The sequence below is a fragment of the Clostridium sp. 'deep sea' genome (assembly GCF_014931565.1).
In the GTDB taxonomy this organism is placed as follows: Bacteria; Bacillota; UBA994; order PWPR01; family PWPR01.
The window spans coordinates 1,220,111-1,236,246 of the sequence record NZ_CP063353.1 but is presented as its reverse complement, the minus strand read 5'-3'; the positions used below and the strand labels follow the sequence as shown (position 1 = coordinate 1,236,246).

17 protein-coding genes are annotated in these 16,136 nt (G+C 34.6%); all 17 read left to right on the top strand.

What is annotated here, in order from left to right:
* Positions 1-4 precede the first annotated feature (4 nt).
* Positions 5-802 carry a septum site-determining protein MinD gene (gene minD / locus IMX26_RS05860; RefSeq protein WP_195160746.1) on the top strand — a complete coding sequence of 266 codons (798 nt, stop codon included), beginning with the start codon at positions 5-7 and terminating at the stop codon, positions 800-802.
* Between the two features lie 31 nt (positions 803-833).
* Positions 834-1,073: a cell division topological specificity factor MinE gene (minE, locus tag IMX26_RS05855; RefSeq protein WP_207729327.1), complete on the top strand. Its 240-nt coding sequence runs from the start codon at positions 834-836 to the stop codon at positions 1,071-1,073.
* 5 nt (positions 1,074-1,078) lie between these two features.
* Entirely contained in the window at positions 1,079-2,230 is a 1,152-nt protein-coding gene (rodA, locus tag IMX26_RS05850) for a rod shape-determining protein RodA (RefSeq protein ID WP_195160744.1), read from the top strand.
* 614 nt (positions 2,231-2,844) lie between these two features.
* Positions 2,845-3,507, top strand: a complete 663-nt coding sequence (locus IMX26_RS05845) for a M23 family metallopeptidase (protein ID WP_195160743.1) — start codon at positions 2,845-2,847, stop codon at positions 3,505-3,507.
* Between the two features lies 1 nt (position 3,508).
* Positions 3,509-4,375: a site-2 protease family protein gene (locus tag IMX26_RS05840; RefSeq protein WP_195160742.1), complete on the top strand. Its 867-nt coding sequence runs from the start codon at positions 3,509-3,511 to the stop codon at positions 4,373-4,375.
* Positions 4,376-4,758: 383 nt separating this feature from the next.
* Positions 4,759-6,600 (top strand): TIGR03960 family B12-binding radical SAM protein, encoded by a 1,842-nt coding sequence (locus IMX26_RS05835; RefSeq protein WP_195160741.1) that lies wholly within the window; start codon positions 4,759-4,761, stop codon positions 6,598-6,600.
* Between the two features lies 1 nt (position 6,601).
* Positions 6,602-7,282: a TIGR03936 family radical SAM-associated protein gene (locus IMX26_RS05830; RefSeq protein ID WP_195160740.1), complete on the top strand. Its 681-nt coding sequence runs from the start codon at positions 6,602-6,604 to the stop codon at positions 7,280-7,282.
* Between the two features lie 13 nt (positions 7,283-7,295).
* Positions 7,296-8,987 (top strand): Rne/Rng family ribonuclease, encoded by a 1,692-nt coding sequence (locus tag IMX26_RS05825; RefSeq protein WP_195160739.1) that lies wholly within the window; start codon positions 7,296-7,298, stop codon positions 8,985-8,987.
* Between the two features lie 132 nt (positions 8,988-9,119).
* Positions 9,120-9,431, top strand: coding sequence for a 50S ribosomal protein L21 (rplU, locus tag IMX26_RS05820; protein WP_195160738.1), 312 nt, complete (start codon positions 9,120-9,122; stop codon positions 9,429-9,431).
* 4 nt (positions 9,432-9,435) lie between these two features.
* The gene (locus IMX26_RS05815; protein ID WP_195160737.1) at positions 9,436-9,822 is read left to right on the top strand and encodes a ribosomal-processing cysteine protease Prp; all 387 of its coding nucleotides are present in this window, start codon (positions 9,436-9,438) and stop codon (positions 9,820-9,822) included.
* Positions 9,788-10,081 carry a 50S ribosomal protein L27 gene (gene rpmA / locus IMX26_RS05810; protein WP_195160736.1) on the top strand — a complete coding sequence of 98 codons (294 nt, stop codon included), beginning with the start codon at positions 9,788-9,790 and terminating at the stop codon, positions 10,079-10,081. Before IMX26_RS05815 ends, rpmA begins: the two co-directional genes overlap by 35 nt.
* 200 nt (positions 10,082-10,281) lie before the next feature.
* Positions 10,282-10,809 carry a hypothetical protein gene (locus IMX26_RS05805; protein WP_195160735.1) on the top strand — a complete coding sequence of 176 codons (528 nt, stop codon included), beginning with the start codon at positions 10,282-10,284 and terminating at the stop codon, positions 10,807-10,809.
* A 24-nt stretch (positions 10,810-10,833) separates the two neighbouring features.
* Positions 10,834-12,129 (top strand): GTPase ObgE, encoded by a 1,296-nt coding sequence (gene obgE, locus IMX26_RS05800; protein ID WP_195160734.1) that lies wholly within the window; start codon positions 10,834-10,836, stop codon positions 12,127-12,129.
* Positions 12,130-12,142: 13 nt separating this feature from the next.
* Positions 12,143-12,751 carry a nicotinate-nucleotide adenylyltransferase gene (gene nadD / locus IMX26_RS05795; RefSeq protein ID WP_195160733.1) on the top strand — a complete coding sequence of 203 codons (609 nt, stop codon included), beginning with the start codon at positions 12,143-12,145 and terminating at the stop codon, positions 12,749-12,751.
* A 17-nt stretch (positions 12,752-12,768) separates the two neighbouring features.
* Entirely contained in the window at positions 12,769-13,359 is a 591-nt protein-coding gene (gene yqeK, locus IMX26_RS05790; RefSeq protein ID WP_195160732.1) for a bis(5'-nucleosyl)-tetraphosphatase (symmetrical) YqeK, read from the top strand.
* Between the two features lies 1 nt (position 13,360).
* A complete protein-coding gene (locus tag IMX26_RS05785) occupies positions 13,361-14,602 on the top strand; it encodes an LCP family protein (protein WP_195160731.1) in 1,242 nt (413 codons plus the stop codon).
* Positions 14,603-14,750: 148 nt separating this feature from the next.
* The gene (locus IMX26_RS05780) at positions 14,751-15,980 is read left to right on the top strand and encodes an LCP family protein (RefSeq protein ID WP_195160730.1); all 1,230 of its coding nucleotides are present in this window, start codon (positions 14,751-14,753) and stop codon (positions 15,978-15,980) included.
* Positions 15,981-16,136 lie beyond the last annotated feature (156 nt).

Here is a 16,136-nt window from a genome sequence, read left to right as displayed (position 1 = left end):
AACCATGGGACAAATAATTACCATTACTTCGGGTAAAGGAGGAGTTGGTAAAACAACAACCACTGCGAATTTAGGTGCTGGATTGGCTCAAATGGGTAAATCAGTAGTATTAATAGATGCAGATATAGGATTAAGAAACCTAGACGTAGTATTAGGGCTTGAGAATAGAATAGTATTTGACATAGTTGATTATGTAGAAGGCAAATGCAAGCTACGATCAGCCTTAATTAGAGATAAACGCTTTGAGGGATTATACCTCTTGCCAGCGGCCCAAACAAGAGAAAAGGATGCGGTGTCTCCACAGCAAATGATAGATCTTTGTGAGGAACTTAAAAAAGACCATGATTATGTAATAATTGATTGCCCCGCTGGCATAGAGCAAGGATTTAAAAATGCTGTAGCTGGTGCAAATAAAGTACTAATTGTTACTACTCCAGAGGTATCAGCTGTACGTGATGCTGACCGGGTTATTGGTTTAGTTGAGTCTAAAGGAATTAATGATGTTGGTTTAATTCTTAATCGTGTAAGACCAGAGCTTATTGAACAGGGAAATATGTTATCTGTAGAAGATGTTTGTGATATCTTGGCAATAAAGCTTGTGGGAGTAATACCTAATGATGATTATATAGTAATATCTACAAACCGTGGCGAACCTGTAATAAATGAAAAAGATTCGCTAGCAGGACAAGCAATGAGCAACATTACCAGAAGAGTGTTAGGAGAAAACGTACCTTTCCTTAGTCTAAAAATAAAACCTAAGGGGTTCTTTGCCTCAATCCGAGAGCTTTTCGGTGGTAAGTAGAATGGGGGCTAGGTAAATGCTGTTTAATTTCATGAAAAGTAATCAGAAAAGCAGTAGTAACTTGGCTAAAGCTAGGTTGCGTAATATTTTAATAACTGATCGACTAAAGGTTTCGCCAGAAATTGCTGATCAAATTAAGGTTAAAATACTAGAATCTTTAAATCAGTATGTTGAGATTGACGATGAAGGAGTTATTTTAGAACTTAATAATAATTCTGGTACAGTAACGTTATCTACTACAGTGCCTATAAAACAATTGAAAAAAAGGTAAAAAAAGTGTTTGATTTTGAAAAAAGATTATTAAAAAATGTAGACTGGGGAATTGTTGTAATATTTATTATATTAACAATAGTAGGGCTCTTGGCTATATCAGCAACTACATCTGGAGGACAAGGTTTACAATTCACCTCCTCTGTTAAAAGACAAGTTATGTGGATTGCTATAAGCCTAGTAGCTCTAATTGTTATCTTATGTATTGACTATCATTTTTTCAATAACGCCGCTTATCTTATATATGCTGTAACAATATTAGTGTTAATAGCTGTATTTGTGATTGGGGTTAGCAGAAATGGTGCTCGTAGATGGATAATAATAGCTGGTATTCAAATACAGCCCTCGGAATTTGCCAAAATAGCCATTGTATTAAGCTTAGCGAGACTTTTGTCTCAAAAAAGAGATAGACTGCATGATATAGTAGGTTTAGGTATGTTTTTAGGGTTTGCATTAGTGCCAATAGTACTTATATTAAAAGAACCAGATTTAGGTACAAGCTTGGTGGTATTGTTTATTGTAGCTGTTATGTTTTTTGTAGCAGGCTTGCCTTGGAAGTATATAACTATAGCAGGTATAGGTAGCGTAGTAGCTGCCCCAATAGCCTGGATATTTATGAGAGACTATCAGAAAAATAGAATACTAACGTTTTTGAATCCCGAAAGAGATAAATTTGGCTCAGCCTATAATGTTATTCAATCCCGAATTGCCATAGGCTCAGGCAACTGGCAACGCCTAACAGAAACAGGAACCTATGTATACAATGTAACAGGAAAGGGTTTGTTTTCTCCTGATAGTATGACAGGATTAAAATTTATACCTTTTCAATATACAGACTTTATTTTCTCTGCCTTAGGTGAGGGGTTTGGATTTTTAGGTTCAGCCTTAATAGTAATTCTATTTTTAACACTAGTATATAAATCTGTTAAAATAGCAATGAAGGCTAAAGACCTATATGGTGCTTTAGTGGTATCTGGTTTATCAGCAATGTTTTTATTTCACATACTAGAGAATATCGGTATGAACCTAGGTTTAATGCCTGTAACAGGTCTTCCTCTACCGTTTATAAGTTTAGGAGGTTCCTCATTTTTAGCCAATACCATTGCGTTAGGCATAATATTGAATATAGGTATGAGACATAAAAAAATTCAATTTTAGCGTTAGCTAAAATTGTTTTTTTTGTAGTACAATACCAACCTTCTGTTGTTGGGAAGGTATTACATGCGTTCTGATGGATCATTACGCTAGTTCATAAAAAGACTCTTCTTAAAAACTCCCTTACAGCACTTTTTTGGTACATAACTAAACGCCAACCATCAAAGAAACTTTGGATATATATCTAAAATTATTCCTGTAACTTATAGTGATTGTGCACATGTAGGGGATGCATTTTATGCATCCCGGTGTGGCATTACGTAGTTACCATAACAACTACAACATTAACTGACAATCTCTTAGGTAAATTCTGAACAGGGGTCAGGCCTCTTGCTTATGTCAAATCTACCTATGTAAATTGATTTGTAAATATTAACTAAGTCAAGGTAGAGTAAAAGAGGCCAGACCCCACCGTAAGCATAGCCTGATGTTTTTAGGTTTACTTCTCAGCAAACTCCTAATTTAAAGACATAACTTAGATACAAGCATAATATATATAATCAAGGACTAGTTAAGAGCTATTAAGTCAGCTGTTTACTGGTTTTAGGTTGTTAAATATATTTTGAATTAGGTTTATTTTAAACCTAACTGCATACAGTTAAGTAGGGGGTGAAATTGTGTATCAAAGAAAAAAGCCAAAGTATTACGAAAAGTATAAATCATACCGGGGAAGGCAAAACAATAAAGGCCATAATACACTCAATTTTAAGCTAAGCCATAAGCTTATAGCCTGTTCTTTAATACTATTATTAGTTATTTTACCTGTTATTTTAAAAGATACTTGGGTTGGCAAAAACAAAGCTTTTTTAGAGAAAGTATTTTTAACCCATATCACATTCGATGATGTTAAAGAAGTAGCCGGCAAAATATTTACAAAATCCGAAATTACTCCAGTGGTTTCGGGTGAAGATAACTATACCCTAGACACCTTACCAGCAATTAGTTTGCCAGTTATTGGGCAGTTAGCAGAGGAAACAACAGCAGATAAGGGTGTAATTATAACAGCCCCCGAAGGTTACCCAGTTGTAGCAGTGCTGGAAGGCAAGGTTTTAGCAGTTAGACAGGCTAATCAAAGCATGGAGGTTGAAATCGATCACGGCAAAGGTCTTACAACTATTTATACATATTTACAAGCGGTTGCAATCAAGCCTAATGAAGAGATACAACAGGGAACTATAATAGGTTATACTGGTAAATTTAACAATACAAGTGGCGTTAGTTTTACAATAAGACTTAATGGTAAAGTTATAGATACTAAAAATATACTAGCGGGGAAATAACATGACATTAGGCCAATTGGCGGGGGTAAAAATAAAAATAAGCCCTCTTTTTTTTATTTTACTAACGTTTGCTGCAGTTAATGCTCAATTAATGGCTATTTCGATTTTTTTTGTATTGGTTTTAGCCCATGAAATAGGGCACATAATAATGGCATTATACCTTAAACTAAACGTGTATGAGATTAATTTGCTACCCTTGGGGGGCAGAGTACGTATAGCTAGTGGTAATGAAATAGAGCCTAATAAAGAAATTAAACTTGCAATGGCAGGACCCATTGTCAACATATTAATGTTAGCATTTGCTATTCTAGGCAACAGTATTATTCCTTTACATTGGCAATCTGTGACCCAAATATTTGTTAAGGGCAATGTCCTTTTAGTACTATTTAATCTACTACCTATATTACCCCTAGACGGTGGCAGAGTTTACAGAGCTATGTTAGTAAAAAGCCGCGGTTACATTAACGCTACTAAATATATTTTGTTAATAAGTATAGTAATAATAGTGATTTTAATAATAGGTTCAGTAATTGGCATAATATTTAAATTGGTAAACATAACCCTATTAATTATGGGATTATTTTTGTTGCTAAACTTTTTTTTAGAGTACAGAACCTACCGCCTGCAATTTATTAAACACTATCTTATAAAAGAAAACCCAGTACAAAAAAAAGTATGGAATACCAATACCCTAACCGCCTCAGAGAATACAGTAGCTAAAAAAGTTATTAATCAATTTATACCCGGTAAATTTAATATAGTGGTGCTAATAGGCTTTAGTGGTAACGTAGTAGGAAGATTATCCGAAACCCAAATAATGCGAGCGGTTCGTAAGTTTGGACCAACTGTTCGGTTAAAAGATATATAGGGGTGGACTCGCCTACAGCATCGTGGGGTGGGTATTTGATAAATCAAATACGGGGTGGACTCGGCTGACGCCTGCGTGGGGTGGGTTTTGACAAGTCAAAACGGAGTGGGCTCACTTCGTTCGCGGTATAGATTTGCTACGCAAATAGGAGTTATACGTTTTGCTTCGCTTACGTGATTTACCACGAAGCCAAAGGCGAGTATACCCCATAACCCGCAGGGTTATCAACTCCATGTAGAGCGAAGCTCAAATCCACCCCGCAACCTAAAGGGTTGCCCACCCCTGATTGCCTAGTAGGCAATCACCACCCCATTTTCACAGAAAATCCCCGACTATCTTTTCCCCTTACGATAAGGTATAATTAATATCTGGGGTGAAAATAGATGATTTATAGAGATAAAATAGAGAAATTATTACCTTTTGTGCAACGTCCTGCACGTTATATAGGAAACGAAGTAAATAGTGTGCATAAAGATTTTAATAAAGTTGATACCACCATGGCATTGGCTTTTCCAGATATATATGATATAGCCATGTCCCACCCTGGCTTTCAAATTTTATATAATATAGTTAACAGCCAAGATAATGCTTTGGCAGCAAGGGTATTTGAGCCTTATGTTGATATGGAAAAGTTAATGAAAGAGAACAATATACCGTTATTTACATTAGAAGAGCATAGGGCTGTAAATGAGTATGACTTTTTAGGTTTTACTTTGCAGTATGAGCTTAGCTATTCTGGTGTTTTAAATATGATTAAGCTTGCTAATATACCGCTTTTAAGCAAAGACCGTTGTGTGAAAGATCCTTTTGTTATTACCGGAGGACCATGTGCTTACAATCCAGAGCCTATAGCTGATTTTTTAGATATAGTGGTATTAGGTGAAGGTGAAGAGGTTTTAGTTGAGATTTTGAACGCTCACAGTGAGTGGAAAAAGCAAGGGGCTAGCCGTGTAGAGTTTCTACAGACTATTGCCTCTTTTAAGGGTGTTTATATACCAGCATTTTATGAGTTTAGCTATCACAATGATGGCACCATAAAAGAAGTAAAGGTTTTAAATAAAGCTGCTCCTGAGGTTGTTGAGAAAAGAATAATAAGCGATATGGACAAGATTGCTTATCCTTTAAAGCCAATTGTTCCTTTTATTGAGGTACCCCATGAGCGAGTAGTACTAGAATTATTTAGAGGCTGTTTGCGTGGCTGTAGGTTTTGTCAAGCTGGCTTTGTATATAGACCTGTTCGGGAACGCAGTGTAGAAACACTTAAACAGCAAGTAAAACAGCTAATAAAAAACACAGGATATGATGAGGTATCATTAATGTCACTAAGCAGTAGTGACTACACATGCATACACGAATTAATAAAGGATCTTAATGAAATATTAATACCCGAAAAAGTGAGTATATCTTTGCCATCCTTACGGGTAGATAATTACGATATAGAGCTAGCTAAAGAGGTGCAAAGAGTACGGCGTAGTGGGTTAACTTTAGCACCCGAGGCAGGTACTCAACGATTACGTGATGTAATAAATAAGCAGGTAACAGAAAACGATCTCTACACTACTGTTGCTAAGGCAATTGAAGCAGGATGGAAGAGAGCAAAACTTTACTTTATGATTGGTTTGCCGACGGAACAAGAAGAAGACCTTAATGGTATATATAATATGGCGTTAAATACTGCTAAGTTAGGTAAACATGGCCCTATTAATGTTACCGTAAGTGCAGCAGGTTTTGTACCAAAACCTTACACCCCATTTCAATGGGTGGCCCAAAATACTGTAGAGCAGTTACAAGAAAAACAGCAACATATTTTAAGCTCATTTAAGCGTCACCGTTATATTAAGTTTAATTATCATGATGCCATTACCAGCTTTTTAGAGGCTGTGTTAGCTCGTGGTGATCGCCGTGTTGGTAAGGTTATTGCTACTGCTATCAACAATGGTGCTAAACTAGATAGCTGGGATGAACATTTTGATTGGAACATTTGGCTTAATGCATTTAATGAATGTAATGTGGATCCAGCGTTTTATGCAAATAGAGAACGTGAATTTAGTGAGATTTTACCATGGGATCACCTAAGTTGTGGTGTAAATAAAGAACATCTGTGGAGTGAGTATCAACAGGCCTTAAAGGCTACAGTTACTCCAGATTGTCGTCACGATGTTTGTACTGACTGTGGGGTTTGCCCAAACTTAAAAACAAGTGTTATGTTAACAAAAGGAGAATAACATGCGGTACTGGATAAGATTTACCAAAGAGAATTTACAGCAATTTATTTCACACCGTGATATGTTAAAAGTTATGACTCGAACCACAAAAAGGGCAGACGTTCCAGTTGGTTATTCCCAAGGTTTTAATCCACATGCGTTGATATCTTTTTCTTCTCCATTAGAGTTAGGGGTAGCCAGTAAATCAGAGTATATGGATATACATTTAACAGAAGATTTAACTGAAAGCGAATTAATAAAAGCTTTTCAAACTCATTTACCACCAGGCTTTAATGTTATTAGCTGTAACAAGGTAATTAAAAAAGTGCCTAAATTAATGGCCTGGCTGGAGCGTGGCATTTACCAAATACAGTCATCTTGCTTTAATGAAGGGTTATTATTGCAAATTATTGGCGATATTAATAAGCAGGATGAAATTATTATTACCAAACGTAGTAAAAGAACTACTAAGCAAATTAATGCTAAAGACCTATTTAGTGACCTTAACCTTATAGATGATAATACTCTACAAGTTAGTTTGCAAACAGGTCAAAAAGGAAACCTAAAAGTAAGCCAGTTTATTGAAGTTATGGAGCTAGCTTCAAATATAAAGCTTGCAGATAGTAAAGCAATTAGAGTTGAACTTTTAGGTGACTATAATGGTGAGTTAATTTCACCAGAACAATTATTAAAAATTTTGTAAAGGAGGGATGTTATTGGGAAATGAAATAGTAGTAAATGTTAATGCTCGGGAAATAAGGCTAGCCTTAATGGAGAACGGCAATCTTCAAGAAATATATGTTGAAAAGCCTGAGCAGCAGCGAATAGCAGGTAACATTTATAAAGGTAAAGTAATAAATGTTTTACCTGGAATGCAAGCAGCATTTATAGATATAGGGCTTGAAAAAAATGCCTACTTATATGTATCAAACGCATTACCCATAGAAACTGTGCTGACCGGAAATGGAAAACGAAAAAAGAAAAGAAAAAGAATAAATGAGATTTTACACCCAAATCAAAGTGTTATAGTTCAAATAACTAAAGAGCCAATTGGCACTAAGGGTGCACGAATTACCTCCAAAATATCTTTACCCGGACGCTACATGGTATTAACTCCAATGGATAGTCACATAGGTATATCTCATAGAGTTGATGGTGAAAAAGAGCGTAAACGGCTTCGTAAATTGGCAAATGAAGTCTGTCAAAATGGGGAAGGATTAATTGTTAGAACTGCTGCAAATGGGGTAAGCAATAGAGAATTAAAACGGGACTATAGATTTTTAAAACTATTATGGGAAAGTATTAAAGAAAAATCTCGCAAATTAAAGGCCCCAGCATTACTACATCACGACGCAGATTTAATTTTTAGATCTGTAAGAGACTTTTTTGGCATTGATATAGATCAGTTTATAATTGATGATAGCAAGGTTTATAAAAGGGTATTATCTATAGCAAGTGATTTAGCTCCAGATTGTATAGACAGAGTTTTTCATTACACTCAAAAAAGAGATATTTTTGATACATTTGGCGTAGAAACAGAAATAAACAAAGCCTTAAAAAGAAAAGTTTGGCTAAAATGTGGCGGATATTTAATTATAGATAGAACAGAAGCCATGACCGTAATTGATGTTAATACTGGCAAATTTGTTGGTAAAAAGAATTTAGCTGATACTATTCTTAAAACAAATCTCGAAGCAGCTACAGAGATAGCACGCCAATTACGTTTAAGAGATATTGGCGGAATAATAATAATTGACTTTATAGATATGGAAACAGAAGTAAATCAAATGAAGGTTTTAACAGCTCTTGATGAGGCAATTATCGATGATAGAGCTCAGCCTACGGTACTGGGCATAACCAGTTTAGGCTTGGTTGAAATGACACGTAAAAAAGTTAGCTCTGGTTTAAGTGAAATAATGCAAAAAAACTGTCCTTATTGCGAAGGTTCAGGAAGGGTTATTTCAGAAGAAGCTATGTGCAGCTATTTAGAAAACGAAATAAAAAAATACTTTTCATCATATAGTACTGAAGCTATATTAATAGAAGTTAACCCTTTAGTTGCCGCCGTTTTAATAGGTTCTGGGGGTTCTAACCTAAATAGACTGGAAAAAGAATGTAGAGGCACAATTTTTATAAGAGGTGCGGAAAACAGACACGTTAGTGACTGGACTATTATCAGTGCTGGTACTTCTGAAAATGTGCAAATGCAAGCTTTGCCAGTTAGTGAAGGTGATCGTTTATCTGTATTTATAGAGGAACAACATCAAAATAATCCATCTATGGGTATAGCACGTGTGAATGGCTATGTGCTTCAAGTACCAGAGGGTGGAAACTTTGTAGGCAAAAGAGTACGTTTAGAGGTTGTAAAAACTAATAGAACCTATGGAATTTCACAAATTGTTCATTAACCCTTGAAATAATATGCAAAAACTGCTATTATATTTATTCGAGGTGCTTCGTCAAAACCGCACGTAACAGGTTCCATAAATGTCGTAACGACTACCTGCATATCGGCGAGTCTCAGACAGGGAGGTGCAGGAATGTACGCAATTATAGAAGCAGGCGGAAGACAACATCGTGTAGCAGTTGGTGATAAGATTAAAGTTGAATTATTAGCAGCTGAAGCTGGTAGCCAAGTTAGTTTTGATAAAGTGTTAATGGTTAACAATGGTTCAGATCTAAAAGTTGGTCATCCTTTTGTTGAAGGAGCTACAGTAAACGCTAATGTTGTAGAACACGGCAAGAATAAAAAGGTTGTTATCTTAAGATATCGTCCTAAAAAAGATTCACGTCGTAAACAAGGTCACCGTCAGCCATATACATTGATTGAAATTACATCAATAGAAGGTTAGTTAAATGATTAGAGCAGTTTTCTGGCAAAATCCACAGAAGCACATCTTTAAGTTCAGTGTTAATGGGCACTCGGGTTTAAGTGAAGCTGGTAGCGATATAGTATGTGCTGCCGCATCAGCAATGGCTTTGAGTACAGTTAACGGTTTAACTGAAGTTATAGGAATTCCAGTTGATTGCATCATAGAAGATGGTGATATGTTAATTGAATTACCAATCAATATATCAAGTGAAAACAAAAAACTGACGCAAGTTTTATTAAAAACACTACATTTGGGTTTCAAAGCTTTACATGATGAATACCCTGATAACATAAAATTAAAATTAATAACCTTATCCAATTCGGGAGGTGAACACGATGCTAAGAATGAACATACAACTATTCGCACATAAAAAAGGTGTAGGTAGTTCTCGTAACGGTCGAGATAGTGAAGCAAAACGTTTAGGCGTTAAAAGACACGATGGTCAATTTGTTCAAGCAGGTACTATTTTAGTGCGCCAAAGAGGCACTAAAATTCACCCTGGTAAAAATGTTGGTCGTGGCGGAGATGATACATTATTCGCATTAATGGATGGTGTAGTTGCTTATCAACATATGGGTAAAAGACGCAAAAAAGTTTGCATTCAACCTTTAGAGCAAATTGCTGACTAAATTTAATCACAAAAGACTTGCTTAAATGCAAGTCTTTTTTTGTATAACACTAAGAAAAATGGTTTTATTAAGCTATTTTAATATTATTTGCACATGAATTTTCGTTAATGGCTTTACAATTGTCTTACAATTATATTATATTTGCTTAACCCCTGTTTTCATTATAAAATAAGTTATGTATGATATATAGGAGGTACTTTATGAGTAGTTACGAATATAGTTCTGAATTAGAACGTGAAGTTAATAAATGTTGGCGCTCTTTAGGTCATGAGTATATAAACTATTTGCACGATATTTCATTAAGAATTCAGCTTGGTAAAAATCCAAACGAAATAATTTCCTATATCGAAGAATTATCATCTAGTTTAAAGCATGTAAGAAGATTAGCCAGCACGTTTAGTATTATTTATAACCTTAAAGTACAATCTATGTTTTTAAGACTTATTTCAGCAGGGTTTAGAATGTCCTATAATGACGAGAATAGTAAAGAAGATTTTTTACCTAAAAATATTGATAGAGTAGAAGAAATTGTAGAGTTACTGATTGAAAACAGTACCTTAATAGCTTGTGATGATAAATTTATAGATTTAGAGCAAGGAGAAAATGGCACATTAAAACTCTGTTTTCTTTATGCTCCTAAAGATTCACTACTTAATATATTCAAGAATCAAAATAACATTATTATTAACGAAGATGAGGTTTCTCAGCAAATTACATTAATAATATAACAGGATTGAAAGGAGCTATGCCCAATGTTTTATGATAAAGCAAAAATATATGTAGCAGGCGGTGCAGGGGGCAATGGCATTGTAGCATATCGACGAGAAAAATATGTACCACTAGGTGGCCCTGCAGGGGGTAACGGTGGTAATGGTGGAAGTGTAATCCTTGAAGTAGATAAAGGATTACGTACACTTATAGATTTAAGATATCAAAGAAAGTATGTAGCTGATCGTGGTAAACACGGTGAGGGCTCTAAAAAACACGGTAAAAATGGTTTAGATATTACTGTAAAAGTTCCACCCGGAACAGTTGTATATGACGATGATAGTAATACCATGTTAGCAGACTTACTTATTGAAGGACAAAAATTCATTGCTGCCAATGGTGGCAGAGGGGGTAGGGGTAATGCTAGCTTTGTTACCTCGGTTCACAGAGCCCCTGCACTTTCGGAGAATGGTTTGCCTGGAGAAGAGCGAACCCTTCGTTTAGAGATGAAGCTTTTAGCTGATGTTGGTTTAGTAGGCTACCCTAATGTTGGAAAATCTACCCTACTATCAACTGTATCAGCAGCTAAGCCTAAAATAGCAGGGTATCATTTTACAACCCTAAAGCCTAAGCTCGGAACCATATATTTAGAGCAGGGTCAAAGCTTTGTAATGGCAGATATTCCTGGCTTAATAAAAGGGGCAGCACAAGGCCAAGGTTTAGGCCATGAATTTTTACGACATGTAGAGCGAACAAAGCTTTTTATTCATGTAATAGATGTATCTGGTTATGAAGGTAGAGATCCTATAGAGGATTTTCAAGCTATCAATAAAGAACTAAAAGAGTACGATAAAAGCCTTTCTCTAAGGCCTCAAATTATAGCTCTAAACAAATTTGATTTAATAAATGAACAAGAACTAGTACAAGATGTTATTGACTATTTTACAGAGCAGGGTTATAAAGTGTTTTTAATATCGGCAGTAACTGGTAAAGGTGTACCAGCATTAATGCGTGAGGCCTATATTCAGTTAAAGGAAATAGAGGAAAACAACCCAAGTGACAGTGAAGAGGATATTCCACTAATAATTACTGTACCAGTGAAAGAAGAAGAACCTTTTACCGTTAAGATAGAAGAGGAAGTATTTGTAGTAAGTGGACCAACAGCTAAACGATTAGCCGCTATTACAGACTTTGAAAACAGAGTAGCGGTTCAAAGATTTCAAAGATTACTAAAGAAAACAGGAATCATAAAAGCCTTAAAAGATGCAGGTATACAAGAAGGAGATTCCGTAAAATTTGAGAATCTCTTATTCGATTATTATGACGATGATGGAGAGTAAAGGAAGTACCATTATGAAGTCAAAAACAAAAATAGGTATTTTCGGAGGAACCTTTGACCCAATTCACAACGGGCATTTATATATAGCAGAAAATGCTAGGTTAAAACATAAATTATCTAAAGTGATATTTATGCCTTCTGCTATCCCCCCCCATAAACAAACAAAACACATTTCTGAGGCTAGTCATAGATTAGAAATGTGTAATTTAGCTACCCAAGAAAATGAATATTTTGAGGTCTCAGACCTTGAAATTAAACGTAAAGGTTTATCTTACACAGTAGAAACACTAAAGCAATTAAAGGATTTGTATGGAGAGGATTTTCAAATTTACTTTATTTGTGGGGCAGATATGTTAGCGGATATGCCTAATTGGTATAAGGCAAGTGATTTGCTTGCTAATAACAACTTTATTGCGGTAGCCAGACCTAGTTACAGCTTAAAAGAAATCGTTAAGAATAGTACTTTATTACAGAAAAATATTGCCAATTTATCTTTAATAAATTTAATGCCTATTAAAATTTCTTCTACTGGTATAAGAAATAACATTAAAGATGGTAAGAGTATAAAGTACTTATTACCAAATAAAGTAGAAATATATATAGAAAAAAATAACCTCTATTAAAATATTAGGTGATGTTAATGAATATTAAAGAAATAACAAAATTAATGGAACAAAATTTGTCTGCACAACGTTTTAAACATAGCATTGCAGTTGCAAATACAGCCGTAAAATTGGCAACGATTTATAATGTAAATACAAAAAGTGCAGAAATTGCTGGGCTTTTGCATGACTGTGCTAAGAATCTTAAAAATGAAGAATTGTTGCTTAAAGCAGAAAAATTTGATATTATAATAAATGATATATGGCGAATAGAGCCTCAATTACTGCATGGGCCTGTTGGGGCTCATTTAGCTTTAGAATATTATCCTGAGCTAAATAAAAATATTATAAATGCCATATATTATCACACAACAGGTAGAGAAAATATGAGTAAGCTCGAAAAAATTATATATATTGCCGATATTATAGAGCCCAGTAGAAGTTTTTATGGAGTAACAGAGTTAAGGAATTTGGTAGGAGAGCCTCTTAACAGCTTAACAGTTAAGGTAATGGATAGTGTATTAAAGTACTTGATAAATAATAATCTTATTATTGATACCCACACAATAAAAGCCCGTAACCAAATATATACTAAAATAAAGAAACAAGTGGGGAAGATGGAGAGATAAAATGAATAATGAGCGTAGTAAAAGCCGTAAACCCAAAAAACGCTGGAGAAGAATATTACTAATAATATTATTATCAGTAATATTGGCTGTAAGTTATACAGGATACCGCGCTTGGGCCTTTTTACAGGGGCTAAATGATGGCTTAGACTTAGAACTTATAGATAAACCAGCAGATAATGAAACCATAAATCTATTAATAATGGGTGTAGATCATTTACCTGGCAGGTCAGATACCTTAATTTTTGTAAGCTATAACCCTAATACAGAAAAAGTGTTAGCAATGTCGATACCTCGTGATACAAAAACATTTGTACCAGGATATTGGAAAAGCAGTGGTAAACCATATGGCTTACAAAAAATTAATGCAGCGCACTCTTTTGGGGGAATACCCCTAGCGGTTGATACAGTTAAAAGATTTTTAGGGGTAGATATCCACTATTATGCTCGTTTAGACTATTCTGCATTGCATAAGCTAGTTGATGCAGTTGGTGGGGTACCAGTAGATATAAAATTTAGAATGAAATATGATGACAATGCTGGTAATTTGCATATTGATTTTAAGCCTGGAAAAGTTACCCTTGACGGTCAAAAGGCCGAAGAGTTTTTAAGGTGGCGTAAAAATACTGATGGAACAGGTGATGGATTAGGTGATTTGGGAAGAGTTCAGCGTCAACAAGAATTCTTGAAATCTGCCTTAAACCAGTTTTTAAAAGTAAGTAACCTAATGAATTTAGGAAAAATGGAAGAAATAGTATCAGATAGCATAGATACAAATATGACTGCATCATTTATGATAAAAATGTTAAAAGATGTTGTATGGGGTTTTGACTTTGATAATGATTTAACCTTTACAACAGTTCCTGGTGAATTTTCGGAAGGCGGAGCCTCATATTGGATTGTAAACGATGAAAACAGAGCTAAGTTAGGCACCATGTTACAAAATCATTTGGCTCCAGATATAAAAGAAACAGTGAATGTAAGAGTACTTAATGGTACTTCTAAAACCGGTTTAGCTAGTAAGGTTGCTGAGAATTTAAACAAATACCCTCATGTTAAAGCTACAGCTGGTGATTATAAAACTAAAGATGTAACAGTAACTGAGGTTATAAGTTATACAGAAGATACCATTGCAAAATATGTAGCTGGTATGGTAGATGGTGAATATAACATTTACCGTGGTACAGATGAAAATACCACTGATGATATTGTAATTATTATTGGTGAAGACTTTAAAACCAAATAAACTAAAGGCTCTCCAAAAACTAGGGAGAGCCTTTGTTAAATAATTGTAGATAGTACTTACAACTAAAAAGGTGGAATTTTGACGCAATAACATTTTAAGTATAAAATAGTTAGCATAAATAAAAAAAGTACATAAGTGGAGAGAATAAATGAGTTCCCAAATAATAAATACAAAACAGCCTAAAAAACTGTGGCTAAAGATTCTGTTTGTAGTTTTACTAATACTTGCAGTGTCTGCGGGTTATGCAGGATACCGAGTATGGTCATTTTTAAATAAATTAAATAATTCAGACTTTAGCATTATTGAAAAACCAGTAGACAATGAAAACATAAATGCTTTAATTATTGGTATAGATAAATTTGGGTCAAGAGCAGATACCAATATATTTGCTAGCTATAATCCAACAACTGGTAAGGTTTTAGTAATGTTTATTCCAAGAGATACACAGGCTTTTATACCAGGCCATTTTAAATATACAGGCAAACCCTATGGAATAAACAAAATAAATGCTGCCCATGCCTATAGAGGTTTACCATTAGCTATTGAAACAGTAGAACGTTTATTAAACACCAATATTCATTATTATGCTAGAATTAACTATACAGTATTGCATAAACTAGTTGATGCTATTGGTGGAGTACCTATTAAGATAGAGAGATACATGGATTGGGATGATAAGGTAGGGAACCTTCATATTCATTTTACCCCGGGAGATTATGTGCTTAATGGACAGCAATCTGAAGAGTACTTAAGATGGCGCAAAAATAATGACCATACCTGTGATCCACTGGGGGATATAGGTAGAATACAGCGGCAAAAAAAATACATGAATTCTGCTATAAATCAAGCCTTAAAACTCAATACTATCTTAAACATAGGGCAAATAGAGGATATCTTAGCAGAGGGTGTAACTACCAATATGACAGCATCGTTTATGTTTAAAATGTTTACAGAAGTTGTCATGGGGTTTGATCTAGAAAATGATATAAATATTATTACCCTGCCAGGCGAAACTGTAGGTAATAATTATGAAGTATCGGAGCAGAACAGAGCAGAACTTGATACAATATTGCAGAAACACTATGCTCCAGATATAACTAAAACACTTAACATAAGGGTGCTTAATGGTACTACTGTAAATAATTTAGCTACTGATGTTGCAAAAAAATTGAATAACTATCCTAATATAAGTGCAACAGCAGGAGATAATGCTCAAAAGAATATTGCAGTAAGCCAAGTCATTAGCTATACCGAAGATAACATAGCTAAATATATAGCATCTTTAGTAAACGCAGAATATAATATATATAGTGGTAAAGAGGAAAGCGTAACAGATGATATTGTAATAGTTTTAGGAAAAGATTATATAAAAAAATAAACTGTGTTTGGCAGTTTATTTTTTATATTAAGTAATAAAGTGCTATTATAAAAAAGGTCAGTTTTTATTAGCTGTCTATTTTAAATGAATGGTTGCTTTTTACGTGTTTATTATTAAAATATTGTCACACAATACAGGCTAACATAATATAATAGA